At 63.2% G+C, this 13,277-nt stretch carries 11 protein-coding genes; 6 read left to right on the top strand and 5 right to left on the bottom strand.

The genetic code is table 11. The features are described from left to right. Positions 1-2 precede the first annotated feature (2 nt). Complete coding sequence (locus tag FD715_RS15605) at positions 3-455, bottom strand: hypothetical protein (protein ID WP_147111740.1); 453 nt, start codon at positions 453-455, stop codon at positions 3-5. A 114-nt stretch (positions 456-569) separates the two neighbouring features. Further along, positions 570-1,319, bottom strand: a complete 750-nt coding sequence (locus FD715_RS15610; RefSeq protein WP_189799511.1) for a methyl-accepting chemotaxis protein — start codon at positions 1,317-1,319, stop codon at positions 570-572. A gap of 103 nt (positions 1,320-1,422) precedes the next feature. Here FD715_RS15610 and polA point away from each other — a divergent pair, with 103 nt between their 5' ends. Next, positions 1,423-4,209 (top strand): DNA polymerase I, encoded by a 2,787-nt coding sequence (polA, locus tag FD715_RS15615; protein ID WP_147111745.1) that lies wholly within the window; start codon positions 1,423-1,425, stop codon positions 4,207-4,209. A 17-nt stretch (positions 4,210-4,226) separates the two neighbouring features. Next, on the top strand, positions 4,227-4,649 hold the full coding sequence (locus FD715_RS15620; RefSeq protein WP_223274916.1) for a hypothetical protein: 423 nt from the start codon (positions 4,227-4,229) through the stop codon (positions 4,647-4,649). Positions 4,650-4,826: 177 nt separating this feature from the next. On the opposite strand, the gene FD715_RS15625 is transcribed toward FD715_RS15620, so the two are convergent. The 3 genes from FD715_RS15625 to FD715_RS15635 all read right to left on the bottom strand — a co-directional run bounded on the left by FD715_RS15625 (position 4,827) and on the right by FD715_RS15635 (position 6,514). Next, positions 4,827-5,054 (bottom strand): DUF2798 domain-containing protein, encoded by a 228-nt coding sequence (locus FD715_RS15625; protein ID WP_147111748.1) that lies wholly within the window; start codon positions 5,052-5,054, stop codon positions 4,827-4,829. A gap of 73 nt (positions 5,055-5,127) precedes the next feature. Next, positions 5,128-5,880, bottom strand: coding sequence for a hydroxypyruvate isomerase family protein (locus FD715_RS15630; protein WP_147111752.1), 753 nt, complete (start codon positions 5,878-5,880; stop codon positions 5,128-5,130). A gap of 58 nt (positions 5,881-5,938) precedes the next feature. Next, positions 5,939-6,514: a DUF1285 domain-containing protein gene (locus FD715_RS15635; protein WP_147111755.1), complete on the bottom strand. Its 576-nt coding sequence runs from the start codon at positions 6,512-6,514 to the stop codon at positions 5,939-5,941. Between the two features lie 71 nt (positions 6,515-6,585). Here FD715_RS15635 and FD715_RS15640 point away from each other — a divergent pair, with 71 nt between their 5' ends. The 4 genes from FD715_RS15640 to FD715_RS15655 are packed head-to-tail and all read left to right on the top strand — an operon-like array spanning position 6,586 to position 13,272. Further along, complete coding sequence (locus tag FD715_RS15640; protein ID WP_147111758.1) at positions 6,586-7,593, top strand: MoxR family ATPase; 1,008 nt, start codon at positions 6,586-6,588, stop codon at positions 7,591-7,593. Further along, the gene (locus FD715_RS15645; RefSeq protein ID WP_147111761.1) at positions 7,590-8,471 is read left to right on the top strand and encodes a DUF58 domain-containing protein; all 882 of its coding nucleotides are present in this window, start codon (positions 7,590-7,592) and stop codon (positions 8,469-8,471) included. The genes FD715_RS15640 and FD715_RS15645 overlap by 4 nt, the downstream gene beginning before the upstream one ends. Continuing rightward, positions 8,468-11,233 (top strand): DUF4159 domain-containing protein, encoded by a 2,766-nt coding sequence (locus tag FD715_RS15650; RefSeq protein WP_147112245.1) that lies wholly within the window; start codon positions 8,468-8,470, stop codon positions 11,231-11,233. The genes FD715_RS15645 and FD715_RS15650 overlap by 4 nt, the downstream gene beginning before the upstream one ends. After that, the gene (locus tag FD715_RS15655) at positions 11,230-13,272 is read left to right on the top strand and encodes a hypothetical protein (RefSeq protein ID WP_147111764.1); all 2,043 of its coding nucleotides are present in this window, start codon (positions 11,230-11,232) and stop codon (positions 13,270-13,272) included. Before FD715_RS15650 ends, FD715_RS15655 begins: the two co-directional genes overlap by 4 nt. Positions 13,273-13,277 lie beyond the last annotated feature (5 nt).

Below are 13,277 nucleotides of genomic sequence, written 5' to 3' on the forward strand. Positions count from 1 at the left end.
CGTCAGCCTTGAGCGCGCATCGCCTGCGCCACGCAGGCCGCAATGTCGGGGTCTAGGCCGCCATCCGTCAGAATAAATGCTCCGATCCGATGCCCGGCCCAGAATTGCAGCCGATCCCCACCTTGGGTGCGGCCGCGCCCTTTGGCTGTCCCGGATGAGCGGTCGAAATACGTGTATGTGGCGCGCCCGCTCATGCCATCGGAACAGGAAAACTCTGCGCGTCCGATCCCCAGCGCCGTGCGCCTCCACGTTCCCGAACAGGTCGCACCGGACAGGCCGCGCGCCTCAAGCACACCACTTTCGCGCCCAAAGGTGCGGCCCACATAGAAGTCCTGGCCATCAAGCGTGCAGCCAATGAACGGTACGCAATAATTGTTCTTGAGCGTGCAGTTGTCATCCGCGCGCGCTGGCAGGGCAAAGAAAACGAACACAGATAAAAGTGTGAGCCAACGCATCTGCGCCTCCGTCTTGCAAAGTCGTGTTTGGCTTAGCACCACCATTTCCGAAGATCGACCATGCTATGGAGGGGCCGGCGATACCGTCACGGCCGCATCCGTGCCAACCTGCCGCTAATCATCAATCACCTGCCGGATCAGCGCATCCACCTGCGTCTGCACCCGCGCATTGGCCTGCTCGATCTTCTCCGACAGCTCCCGGATCTCGGTCGCGATGATGGCAAAGCCGCGGCCCTGCTCGCCCACATGCGCCGCCTCGATCGAGGCGTTGATCGCGATCAGACCGACATTCTGCGATATTTCACTGATCTCGTGCAGGGCGCTGCGGGCGTCATTGCCAGTCTGGGTGGCCGTTGCCCGCCGCGCCACGCGGTCGCCGTGCAATTCGGCACTCAACTTGTTGACCAGCTTGGCAAAGTGCTCATTGAACGCGGTCGCAGCAAATCGGGTCATGCCGCGCAACCGGTCCGTGTCACATGTGCCCTGCTCAAAATTGCGGACCAGATCGGTAACGATGGAGACGAATGTGCGCATGGCCTCAATGCTTTCGGGCATGTCAGCCACCGTTTGGCGCAGCCAGTTCAGCGCATCGGGATCAATGCCCTGCTCGGGCTGCCCCCCCGCCAGAATGCGCACCCCCGAATGGGCGCCGGGCATGGCTCGCTGAATCCCCTCCAGGCATTTCTGGCGGTCTTCAGGACTGTCAAACAGCATGCCAGCAGCGCAATACAACGTTGCCCGCGCGCAATGCGAGCGGATCATGTCCACCGCGCGCAGCAGCTCAACCCGCGCCGCAATCCCGGTTGCCCCGGATTGCTGGCCCAATACATCAGTCACATCGCCCAGGCGGTTCATCGCGCTCATGCGCCCGTTCTGGCAAAACGAAGTTAACAAAACGCTTGTGCTTTTACCTTTTCGGGATTCGTGGCACATCACCGGGACGCGGACAGACAAGGGGGCGGATCACATGGGCTTTGGTAAGGGATGTCACCTGCATCTGATCGACGGCTCGGCGTTCATCTTCCGCGCCTACCACGCGCTACCGCCTCTGACGCGCAAGTCGGATGGGCTGCCTATCGGGGCAGTCTCGGGCTTCTGCAACATGCTTTACAAGTATGTTGAGGGGAACCACGGCCCCGACGCGCCCACCCACGTGGCGGTGATCTTTGACAAAGGCAGCCAAACCTTCCGCAACGACATGTACGACCAGTACAAGGCCAACCGTGAAGCGATGCCAGAAGACCTGCGCCCGCAGATTCCGCTGACCCGCCAAGCCACCGAAGCCTTCAACATCGCCTGCAAAGAGAAGGAAGGGTACGAGGCCGACGACATCATCGCCACCCTGTCCGTGCAGGCGCGCGAGGCTGGGGGCCGTGTGACCATCATCAGTTCCGACAAGGACCTGATGCAGCTTGTCGGCGATGGTGTCGAAATGCTGGATGCAATGAAGAACAGCCGTATCGACCGCGACGGCGTGTTCGAGAAATTCGGTGTCTATCCCAACCGGGTGGTGGATGTGCAGGCGCTGGCTGGCGACTCTGTCGACAATGTTCCCGGCGCGCCCGGCATCGGCGTAAAAACCGCCGCCCTTCTGATCAACGAATACGGCGACCTGGATGCGCTGCTGGAACGCGCCGAGGAGATCAAGCAGCCCAAGCGCCGCCAGACGCTCATCGACCACGCCGACCAGATCCGCCTGTCGCGCGACCTCGTACGGTTGGACGAAAACACACCACTCGACTTCACGCTAGATGACCTTGAAGTGCAGGACCCCAAGCCCGACCAACTCATGCCCTTCCTGGCCGAGATGGAGTTCCGCACCCTCACCAAGCGCATCGCCGACCAGCTTGGGGTCGAAGCACCCGAGATCAAGGAACCGGCTCCTGCGGCCCAGGACGCCCCCGAAGCGCCCAGCTTCGAAGAGGCCACCTATGAACACGTCCAGAACGCGGAGCAGCTCCAAACCTGGATCGACCTGATCTATGAACGGGGCTGGATTGCCGTGGATACCGAAACCACTGGCCTCAACGAAATGACCGCCGATCTGGTGGGCATCTCGCTGGCGGTGAACCCCGGCCACGCCTGCTACATCCCGCTGACCCACAAGCAAGGCGGCGATGACCTCTTTGGCTCGGACGATCTGGCTGAGGGTCAGATGCCGCTGGAGCAGGCGCTAGAGATGCTCAGGCCGGTGCTCGAAGACAACAGCATCGTCAAAATCGGCCAGAACATGAAATACGACGCCAAGATCTTTGCGCGTCTGAACATCCATGTCGCCCCCATCGACGACACGATGCTGATGTCCTACGCTATGCACGGCGGGCTGCACAATCACGGCATGGACACCCTCAGCGAACGCTATCTCGGCCACACACCGATCCCGATCAAACCGCTGCTCGGGTCTGGCAAGTCGGCCAAGACCTTCGATCAGGTCCCCGTTGAAGACGCTGTGAAGTACGCCGCCGAGGACGCCGACATCACCCTCCGCCTCTGGCAACTGTTCAAGCCGCAACTGCACCGCGTGCAGGTCACCAAAGTCTACGAAACCCTCGAACGGCCCATGGTCCATACGCTAGCGTCTATGGAGCGGTCCGGCATCAAAGTCGACCGCGACACGCTCTCCCGCATGTCCAACGCCTTCGCCCAGAAAATGGCGGGGCTTGAGGATGAAATCTACGAACTCGCAGGCCGCAAATTCAACGTCGGCTCCCCCAAGCAGCTTGGCGAAATCCTCTTCGACGAAATGGGGATCGAGGGCGGAAAGAAAGGTAAAACAGGCGCTTACGCCACGGGTGCCGACGTGCTCGAAGACCTCGCGACCGAGCACGAGCTCCCCGGTCGCGTGCTCGACTGGCGGCAAATCAGCAAGCTGAAGTCCACCTACACCGACGCACTTCAGGACCACATCAACGCCGAAACCGGCCGCGTTCACACGTCCTATTCCATCGCAGGCGCCTCCACGGGCCGCCTCGCGTCCACCGACCCCAATCTGCAAAACATACCAATCCGTACGGAGGAAGGGCGCCGTATCCGCGAAGCGTTCGTCTCCGAGCCAGGTAAAACCCTCGTCGCCCTCGACTACTCCCAGATCGAGCTGCGCATCCTCGCCCACATCGCCGACATTCCGGAACTGAAACAAGCGTTCAAGGACGGCATCGACATCCACGCGCTTACGGCGTCAGAGATGTTCGACGTCCCACTGGATGAAATGACCCCCGAAATCCGCCGCCAGGCCAAGGCGATCAACTTTGGCGTCATCTACGGCATCTCGGGCTTCGGCCTCGCTCGCAACCTGCGCATCCCGCGTAGCGAGGCGCAGGGCTTTATCGACCGCTACTTCGAACGCTTCCCCGGCATCCGCACCTACATGGACAACACCAAGGCGTTCGCCAAGGAACACGGCTACGTTCAGACGCTGTTCGGACGTAAAATCCACACACCCGAAATCGCCTCCAAAGGCCCCCGCGCAGGCTTCGCCGCCCGCGCCGCGATCAACGCGCCCATTCAGGGCACGGCAGCAGACGTCATCCGCCGCGCGATGATCCGGATGCCGGATGCGATCAAGGACCTGCCCGCCGCCATGCTGCTGCAAGTCCATGACGAACTGCTATTCGAGGTGGACGATGCGGCAGTCGATGACCTGATCGGCGTGGCCAAAGATGTCATGGAAAGCGCCAACGACCCCGTTGTGCATCTGGACGTCAAGTTGACGGTGGACGCAGGTCAGGGGCAGAATTGGGCCGAAGCGCACTGAAGCCAAGGAACGCAGTAATGACCATGATGCCCAGCCCCGATGACCTGACCTTCCGCAACCGGTTCGAAGCAGGGCAGGTGACACCGGATGACTTCAATCACCGCGCCCACCTGCGGCTGGCCTATGTCTACCTGTGCGAGGGGGCCGTGGACACCGCCGTGCCGCGCATGCGCACCGCTTTGCGCAGCTTTCTGAAGCGCAACAATGTGCCTGCGGACAAGTACCACGAAACGCTCACACGCTCGTGGCTTCTGGCTGTGCGGTACTTCATGAACAAGGCAGCGGCGGCGCGATCCTTCAACAGCTTCATCGCGCAGGACGACCGCCTGCTCGACACCGGTATCATGCTCAGCCACTACCGCAAGGACACGCTCTTTTCAGATGCAGCGCGTGCGGGTTTCGTGGCACCCGACCTGCAACCGATCCCGCCCGCAGCTTGATCCATTCACCACCTGATTTGAAAACCGCGCCCCGTCGGGCACGATGGTGCGTTTCGCTTGGTTAATTTGCGCTACCGGAGCGTGCGCCGTTCTACCGCGTTGAAACGCCAGTACAATAACAGACTGGCTAATATCACATAAACTCGCCGAACAGCTTGTCCCCGCGGGGACAAATCCTCAATCCGGTCGCGTCATGGCGCCCACAAGCCGCCGCGCGATGGGCGCCACGACCAGCACAACCGGAAACGCAACCGCCCAACTGGGCAGCCAAGCCCCGATCCACTGGGCCACAAACCCGGTCACCAGTCCGACCGTCAGAAAGGTCGAAATGCCCGACACCAGAAACGACATCATCCCGCTCAGAACAAAGCCGAACGCGATATGGGCATAGCGGGCAGGGATCATGGCGGGCTCCTTCGTTGTGCTGTCCAGAGATACCGGATTGGCAACGGCGCGCAATCTGCACCGCCGCACAGATTCAGCGCATCCAATCCAGCGTCTTGTCCGTGCGCCCGTCAGTCCGGTATTCGGCGCTGACCCAACCGGCATAGCCGCTCTCATCAATGGCCGCAAACAGGGCGGGAAAGTCTACATCTCCCGTCCACGGCGGCGTGCGCCCCGGCGCGTCACCGATCTGGATATGGCGGATCAGGGGTTGCATGGCTTCGAATGTAGCCAAGGCATCACCGGTGATCTCCTGCGCATGATAACTGTCGAATTGGAGCCCTATGTTTGGTGCACCGACGGCCTCGATGACATCCGCCGCCAGTTCAAAACTGTTCAGAAAATAGTCGGGCGCACTCTCAACACAAAGCGGCTCAAGGGTCAGGGTCAGCCCCTCGGGCAACGTGGTTGCCGCGCGCTTGAGATTGTTCACGAGCGTGTCCTTCGCCTCAGCGCCCGCAGCATCACCGCTCAGGACATGAATGAAAGATGCGCCAAGCGCTTGGGCATAGCGCACGGCGCGGCGCATATCGTAGTCGAACCGCGCCTCTCCGCCTGGCACCGCCGCGAAACCCCGCGCACCTCCGGTATAGTTCGGACCCGGCGCATTCAGCAGGATGAACTGCAATCCGTTGCGATGAAGTGCAGCCTGCGTTTCAGGCACCGGCACGTCGTAGGGCTGCTGCACCTCTACGGCCAGAAACCCCGCCTCCGCCGCTGCATCGAACCGGTCGAGATAGGGCAATTCGGCCCAAAGATAGGTCAGGTTGGCAGCGAAACGTGGCATTGGTGGGACGCTAGCCCGCCGGATCAACAGATACCAGCGGGATCACAAGGCGGCAGGCTCAGGGAAGTTCCTCGGACGGAATGATGCCAAAGAACTGGCCCGAGGACCAAACACCGAACCAGCCGTCGTGATGCACACCCAGATCCACCAGCCGGTAAAAGCTTTTGCGATCAATCAGCGCCTCCAGATCCGTCCGGATCAGGATGTACGGCGACGGCTCGCCCGTTTCGGCATCCCGCTCCACCCGAATGGGATGATCCGGCCCTGCGACCGCCACATCATCCACGTGGGTGACGAAACTCAGCTTCTGATCCCGCCCCTCGCCGGACGCTTCGAAATCGATGGCTACAAACGGGGCGTCGTCGACCGTAATACCCACCTTCTCAACCGGCGTGACAAGGAAATACTTGCCGTCCTCGCGCTTCAGGATGGACGAGAACAGCTTAACCAGACCGGGCCGCCCGATGGGCGTACCCTGATAGAACCACGTCCCGTCCCGCGCGATCCGCATGTCGAGGTCGCCACAGAACGGCGGATTCCAGAGGTGCACCGGCGGCAAACCGCGTGTTTTTGCAGCAGTGATCGACGCAACAAGGCTGTCTGCGTCGGGTGTCACGGTTTTTTGTCCGCTCATATCTTTTGCCATTCTCCGTTGAGGCAATAGGTTGCTATCAACGACCATATATTCTGAAGAGAAGAGATGTCATGACCGACGCAGAGGACCTTGTTGCCGAAATCGAGACGCTGGGTGGCAAACTGGCAGAGGCCAAGGCCTCGATCACCAAGCGCTTCATCGGGCAGGAACGTGTGGTCGAACTGACCCTCACGGCACTGCTCTGCGGCGGGCACGGTCTGCTGATCGGCCTTCCCGGTCTGGGCAAGACGCGGCTGGTTGAGACGCTGAGTACGGTTATGGGTCTCGATGGCAACCGCATCCAGTTCACGCCGGACCTGATGCCAGCGGACATTCTGGGATCTGAAGTTCTGGACACCGCCGAGGATGGCCATCGCGAGTTCCGCTTCGTGCCCGGCCCGATCTTTTGCCAGCTTCTGATGGCGGACGAGATCAACCGCGCCTCCCCAAGGACCCAATCGGCCCTGCTGCAAGCCATGCAGGAAAAGACGGTGACCGTGGCAGGTCAGGACCGCCCCCTCGGGACGCCGTTCCATGTGCTGGCCACGCAAAACCCCATCGAACAAGAGGGCACCTATCCCCTGCCCGAAGCGCAGCTTGACCGCTTCCTCGTCCAGATCGACGTGATGTACCCGGATCGCGGGACCGAGCGGGACATCCTCCTCGCCACCACCGGGACCGAGGATGCGCAATCAACCGCCGTCTTCACAGGCGAGGAATTGCTGGCGGCTCAAACCCTGCTGCGCCGGATGCCGGTAGGTGACAGTGTGGTCGAGATGATCCTCGACCTTGTCCGCGCTTTCCGTCCCGGCGAAGCCGATGCTTCCGACAAGGTAAAAGAAACCGTCGCCTGGGGTCCCGGCCCCCGTGCGGCACAGGCCCTGATGCTGGCCGTGCGCGCCCGCGCGCTTTTGCAGGGGCGTCTGGCACCATCTGCCGAGGACGTCATCGACATGGCCCGCCCTGTTCTCATCCACCGTATGGCTCTGAACTTCGCCGCCCGCGCGCGTGGCGACAGCCTGGCCGATCTGATCGAAGAAACAGCCGCCGGGCTCAGCCGCAAGGACGCCGCCGCGTGATCACACCCCTCGCCCTGCGCGAAAAGGCCGAAACCCAGGCCGCGCGCCTGCCTGCGCTGCTTGCGCGGGCAGAACAGCTCGCGGGTGCCGTTCTGCTGGGCGAGCATGGGCGCAGGCGCGCGGGAATGGGGGATGATTTCTGGCAATATCGCCCTGCACAGATCGGCGACAGCCGCCGTATGATCGACCACCGCCGCAGCGCCATGGGGGACGTGCAGTTTGTGCGCGAACGCGAGTGGCAGATCGCACAATCCGTCATGCTCTGGGTCGATCAAGGGGCGGCGATGCGCTTTGCATCATCCGACGATCTTCCTTCAAAAGCCGAACGCGCCCGCGTGCTCGGGCTTGCCACGGCGATCCTGCTGATCCGGGGCGGAGAGCGTGTTGGCCTCACGGGTACCCGCTTGCCGCCACGTCGGGGCAACGCGCAAATCCTGCGGCTGGCCGAGATGTTCACCGAGGATGCCGATGCCGACTACGAACCACCCGAACATCGGGCAATGATCCCCCATGCGCGCGCCGTCTTCATCTCGGATTTCATGGGCAATATCGATGACGTCAAAACGGCGCTGACCAAGGCGGCCGACCGGGGCGTGCGTGGCGTGCTGCTGCACGTGCTCGACCCGGCGGAAGAGGCGTTTCCTTTCCGGGGCCGCACCATCTTTGAAAGTGTCGGCGGAACGCTTGAGCATGAGACGCTCAAGGCCTCGGACCTGAAAGACCGCTATCTCGCACGCCTGGCCGAGCGGAAGGCTGAATTGCAGCATCTGTGCGGCGTCGCAGGCTGGCAATACGGGCTGCACCACACGGATCACACAGCGCAATCCGGCCTGCTGTGGATATGGCGCGCGCTGGATGGCGGGCGGGCACGCACATGATGGTGCTGGGCCCCATCGGCTTTGCCGCGCCATGGTTGCTCGTGGCGCTGGTCGCTTTGCCCATCCTGTGGCTGATCCTGCGCGCCATCCCGCCCGCACCACTGCGCCAACGCTTTCCCGGTGTCGCACTGCTGCTTGGCTTGCAGGACGATGAAAGCGTGTCGGACCGGACACCCTGGTGGCTCTTGCTGGTCCGGATGCTAGCTGTTGCGGCGATGATCATCGGGCTGTCCGGTCCGGTGCTGAATCCGGAGGACGATGGCACCGCTGCAGACGGTCCGCTTCTGATTGCAGTGGACGGTACATGGGCCGGGGCCGCGCGGTGGGCGCGCATGACCGAAGCGTTGGACGGAGAATTGCGTCGCGCAGGTGCCGCCGGTCGACAGGTCGCGCTGCTGGATCTGGCCGACCCCCAGCCCCCCGTTTTCCGTGCCGCCAACGCCGTTGCCACGTCCTTGCCCGGCTTTGCCCCATCTCCATGGCAACCGACAGACGCGAACGCACTTGCGCAGATCCTGCCCGAAGGCAGCTTCGAAACTGTGTGGTACAGCGACACACTCGACTATCCGGCGCGCGCGGACCTGCTGGCCGCGTTCCAGTCGCGTGGCCCCGTCCGCGTGGTGCAAAGCGCGGCAGAAATCATCGCACTGACCCCCGCCACTTATGTGGATGGCGTGGTCGAAGTAACCGCTATTCGATCCGAGGCAGGCCCAGAGCGTGGGGTGAGCATCCTGGCGCAGGGCCGCGACCCGGCCGGGAACGCAACCATCATTGCCACGGCCAACGCTGTCTTTGACATGGGATCCGCAACCGCAACTGCGTCCCTGTCCCTGCCTGCCGAATTGCGCGCCCGCGTGACACGGTTCGAGGTTGCAAATGCCCGCTCTGCCGGGGCCGTCACGCTGGTCGACGACAGCTTGCGCCGACGCGAGATCGCCTTGATTGCTGGTCGCGAAGGACGCGAGGGACTGGAGCTGCTGTCGCCCCTGCACTACCTCGAACGCGCGTTGGCACCAAACGCCGACCTGCTGCGCGGCGCGCTGACCGATGTGCTGCCGGCCAACCCCGATGTCATCGTCCTGGCGGATGTCGCAACTCTTTCAGCGGGTGAGACCGACGCCCTTTTGGAATGGGTCGATCAGGGCGGTCTGCTGTTGCGCTTTGCCGGGCCGCGTGTGGCGGCCAGTGACATCAGCCGCACAGATCAGGATCCGCTGATGCCCGTGCGCCTGCGTGCCGGTGGTCGCAGCGTGGGTGGCGCAATGAGCTGGGGCTCGCCCAAGACGCTGGCTCCATTCCGCGAGAACTCACCCTTCTTCGGTTTGGCACTGCCCGACGATGTCGCCATCACGGCGCAGGTCATGGCGCAGCCCGATCCGACGCTGGCCGAGCGTGTGATTGCTGAACTCAGCGACGGCACCCCGCTTGTCACCCGCAAGCGCGAGGGGCAGGGCCAGATCGTTCTCTTCCACGTGACAGCAAATGCCGAGTGGTCGTCGCTGCCCTTGTCAGGTCTTTTCGTTGAAATGCTTGAAAGGTTGGCGGTGTCGGCCACCAGTTCCTCTCCGGATGCCGGGGATCTGGAGGGTACGATTTGGACGCCGGAGGTTGTGATGGACGGATTTGGAACGCTGCGTGATGCAGGCGCAATGCCGGGCGTTCCCGGACCTGCTCTGGTGAGCGACCCCACCGGTCCAACCCTCTTGCCGGGCGTCTACACGTCGGGCGACCGTGCGCTGGCCCGCAACGTGCTGACGGCAGAGGCGCAATTGGAGCCTGCGACCTGGCCCGCCGACGTGCCGGTATCGGGCCTGGTGGCGGCGCCTGAACGGCCCTTGGGCGGGCTGTTGCTGGCCGCGGCCATTGGGCTCTTGCTGGCCGACGTACTGGCATCGCTCGCTTTGTCCGGGCGCCTGACAGGCCGAGTGCGCGCCACAGCAGGCGCACTGGCCGCTGCTTTCGTCCTCGCGACCTTTACCGCCCCGGGCGCACAAGCGCAGGAGGAGCCGATAGATGAGGTTGCTGCCGCAGCCGAGGTTGTGCTGGCCCACGTCATCACCGGCAATGACGACGTCGACGAGGTCGCAGAGGCGGGTTTGCGCGGTCTATCGGACACCTTGTTTTTCCGCACCTCGGTCGAGCCTGCCGCACCCTTTGCGGTAGACCTTGAAATGGACGAGTTGGCGTTCTTTCCCGTCCTTTACTGGCCCATCACCCCCGACCAACCGACGCCGAGCCAGGAAGCCTATGCCAAACTGAACGACTACTTGCGGTCGGGTGGCTTGATCCTGTTCGACACGCGCGACGGCGACATCGCGGGCTTTGGCGCTGCCACCCCCAATGGCCGCAAGCTGCGTGACCTGGCCGCACCGCTCGACATTCCGGCCCTCGAACCCGTGCCGCGTGATCACGTCCTGACCAGAACCTTTTATCTTTTACAGGACTTTCCCGGCCGCCATCAGGGCGGTGAGATCTGGGTCGAGGCCGCCCCGCCCGGAGCAGAGCAGGTTGAGGGGATGCCCTTCCGCAACCTTAACGATGGCGTGACGCCCGTGGTGATCGGGGGCAATGACTGGGCCGCGGCTTGGGCTGTCACCTCGGCCGGCCAAGCCATGCTGCCTGTCGGGCGCGGCTTTGGCGGTGAACGCCAGCGCGAATTGGCCTACCGCTTTGGCGTGAACCTTGTGATGCATGTGCTGACCGGCAACTACAAAAGCGACCAGGTCCACGTGCCTGCCTTGCTGGATCGGTTGGGCCAATGACCGGCACTGTCCTGTTCGACCCCCTGTTGCCGTGGCCGATACTGGCCGTTGTGGCCGCATTCGCTGTGGCCGGTGTTGCCCTGGCCCTGATCCGCGGCCTCAACGGATGGGCGTTGCGGGGCATGGCTGCGCTCGTGGTCCTGGCTGCGCTGGCGGGCCCGTCGCTGCAGCAGGAAGACCGGGCACCCCTGACAGACATCGTGATCCTGGCGGAGGATCAAAGCGCGAGCCAGCGTCTGAACGACAGGCCTGACCAAACTACAAGCGCTGCCGACACGATTGAGACGGCGCTGACAGCCCGCGAGAACACCGAGGTTCGCCGGATCACTGTTCCGGATGGCGAAGAGGACGCGGGCACGCGGCTGATGAGCGCTCTGTCCGACGCGCTGGCCGAAGAGCCACGCGCGCGCATCGCCGGTCTGATCGCGCTCAGCGACGGGCGCGTGCACGACGCCGATCTGCCGCTGGACCTGCCCGCACCGCTTCATCTGCTGCTCAGCGGGCGCGACACGGATTGGGACCGCCGTCTCCTGGTCAAGAATGCCCCCGCCTTCGCCATCATCGGCGAGCCGGTGACGCTGACGCTGCGGATCGAAGATATGGGCGCTGTCTCCGCAGGGACAGGTCTTGCCCCGCTCGACATTTCGGTCGACGGTGCTGCGCCGCAGCGCTTTAACGTGGAGATCGGCGAGGACATCGAACTGCCCATCAGCCTGCCCCATGGTGGACGCAACGTGATCCAGTTCACCGTGCCCGAAGCGGACGGAGAGTTGACCGACCGCAACAACACAGCCCTCATCCAGATCAACGGCGTGCGTGACCGGCTCCGTGTGTTGCTGGTGTCGGGCGAGCCGCATGCCGGGGGCCGCACCTGGCGCAATCTGCTCAAGTCCGACAGTTCGGTTGACCTTGTCCACTTCACCATCCTGCGCCCGCCGGAAAAGCAGGACGGTGTGCCGGTGGGCGAGCTGTCCCTGATCGCCTTTCCTACCCGCGAACTGTTTCTGGAAAAGATCGACGATTTCGATCTGATCATCTTCGACCGGTACAAGCGGCGCGGCATCTTGCCTGCGCTCTACCTCGACAACGTAGCGCGGTACATCCGTGATGGTGGCGCTGTGCTGGTTGCAGCCGGGCCGGATTTTGCCAGTGCTGACAGCCTTTATCGTTCGCCCCTTGGCTCTGTGATGCCTGCGCAACCCTCGGCCCGGGTGCTTGAGGAATCCTATCGTCCCACTGTATCCGAAGTTGGCCAGAAACACCCGGTCACCACCGGGCTGCCGAACGCGGGCGACTGGGGCCGCTGGTTGCGTCAGATCGAGGTGGACGCTCAGGCAGGACATGTCGTGATGGAGGGCGTGGATGGCCGTCCGCTCCTGATCCTGGACCGCGTGGAAGAGGGGCGCGTGGCACTCCTTGCCTCGGACCATGCATGGTTGTGGAACCGCGGCTATGAAGGGGGTGGCCCGCAGCTTGAACTGCTCCGGCGTCTCGCCCACTGGATGATGAAGGAACCCGAGCTTGAAGAGGAGGCGCTGACCGCCACCGCCACAGGCCAATCCATGCGGATCGAGCGGCGCACACTGTCAGACACCGTACCGCCCGTCACCATCACCGATCCGTCCGGCAACGTGGTCGAGTTGGAGATGACAGACGCTGGACCGGGCCGCTTCGAGGCTATGTTCGAAGGCCCTGAAATCGGGCTCTATCGTTTGCAGAACGGCGATGTAGAATCCGTCATCGGCCTTGGACCCGCTGCGCCCAAGGAATTCGAGGCAACCATCGCGACAGGCGACGTACTGGCCCAAAGGGTCGAAAGCACCCGCGGCGGTGTGCTGCGCCTGGAAGAGGGCACGCCGCGCATCCGCACCGTCCGTGAAGGGCGACCTGCCGCCGGTCGTGGTTGGATCGGTATCACACCACGCGGCGCCTACGAGACGCAGGACGTGCGTCAGATGGGGCTTCTGCCACCTTGGCTTGTCCTGCTGCTGGCGTCTGGTTTCATCATCGGCGCTTGGTTGCGCGAGGGGCGGCGGTAATCCGG

Origin of the sequence: Tateyamaria sp. syn59 (assembly GCF_007995245.1) — a bacterium.
In the GTDB taxonomy this organism is placed as follows: domain Bacteria; phylum Pseudomonadota; class Alphaproteobacteria; order Rhodobacterales; family Rhodobacteraceae; genus Tateyamaria.

Excerpts from the sequence above, each read along its gene's own strand:
- FD715_RS15605 (WP_147111740.1), bottom strand. The coding sequence starts at position 455 with ATGCGTTGGCTCACACTTTTATCTGTGTTCGTTTTCTTTGCCCTGCCA.
- FD715_RS15610 (WP_189799511.1), bottom strand. The coding sequence starts at position 1,319 with ATGAGCGCGATGAACCGCCTGGGCGATGTGACTGATGTATTGGGCCAG.
- polA (WP_147111745.1), top strand. The coding sequence starts at position 1,423 with ATGGGCTTTGGTAAGGGATGTCACCTGCATCTGATCGACGGCTCGGCG.
- FD715_RS15620 (WP_223274916.1), top strand. The coding sequence starts at position 4,227 with ATGACCATGATGCCCAGCCCCGATGACCTGACCTTCCGCAACCGGTTC.
- FD715_RS15625 (WP_147111748.1), bottom strand. The coding sequence starts at position 5,054 with ATGATCCCTGCCCGCTATGCCCATATCGCGTTCGGCTTTGTTCTGAGC.
- FD715_RS15630 (WP_147111752.1), bottom strand. The coding sequence starts at position 5,880 with ATGCCACGTTTCGCTGCCAACCTGACCTATCTTTGGGCCGAATTGCCC.
- FD715_RS15635 (WP_147111755.1), bottom strand. The coding sequence starts at position 6,514 with ATGAGCGGACAAAAAACCGTGACACCCGACGCAGACAGCCTTGTTGCG.
- FD715_RS15640 (WP_147111758.1), top strand. The coding sequence starts at position 6,586 with ATGACCGACGCAGAGGACCTTGTTGCCGAAATCGAGACGCTGGGTGGC.
- FD715_RS15650 (WP_147112245.1), top strand. The coding sequence starts at position 8,468 with ATGATGGTGCTGGGCCCCATCGGCTTTGCCGCGCCATGGTTGCTCGTG.
- FD715_RS15655 (WP_147111764.1), top strand. The coding sequence starts at position 11,230 with ATGACCGGCACTGTCCTGTTCGACCCCCTGTTGCCGTGGCCGATACTG.